Source organism: Photobacterium sp. R1 (assembly GCF_054600795.1).
Genome location: NZ_BAAHZP010000307.1, coordinates 1 through 326, shown reverse-complemented (window position 1 = coordinate 326; position 326 = coordinate 1). Strand labels below are relative to the sequence as shown.

Annotated in this window: 1 pseudogene; it reads right to left on the bottom strand. The window is 54.6% G+C overall.

Annotated elements, in window-relative coordinates:
* Positions 1–326: pseudogene (locus ACYP03_RS25170) on the bottom strand (hypothetical protein); the annotation flags it as partial.

The following is a 326-nucleotide window of genomic DNA, read 5'->3' as shown; positions in this document are numbered from 1 at the left end:
GTCATGCGTTCAGCGAACTGGACCTGAAACTGGTACGAATCCGGATTCAGCCCGACAAGCAGCAATTGCAGATTAAAACCGCCCTGATAGGCGTCGGCCAGCGCATCCTGCAAGGCGTCGATTTCTTCGTAATAGTCCTGTTTGAGATCTTCCAGAATGTCCCGCGCCATGCCGTCGACATAACCAAACAGCCCTTTCGGTGCCGGAGCACCCGAGAAAAAGGCATCAACCAGCAGGCTGATATCAGCAATCTGGTCCATGTTGGCATCCCCGCTGACAGCCGTGACCGACAGTTTGTTGCCGTAAAAGTCGGTGGCGATTTCCCC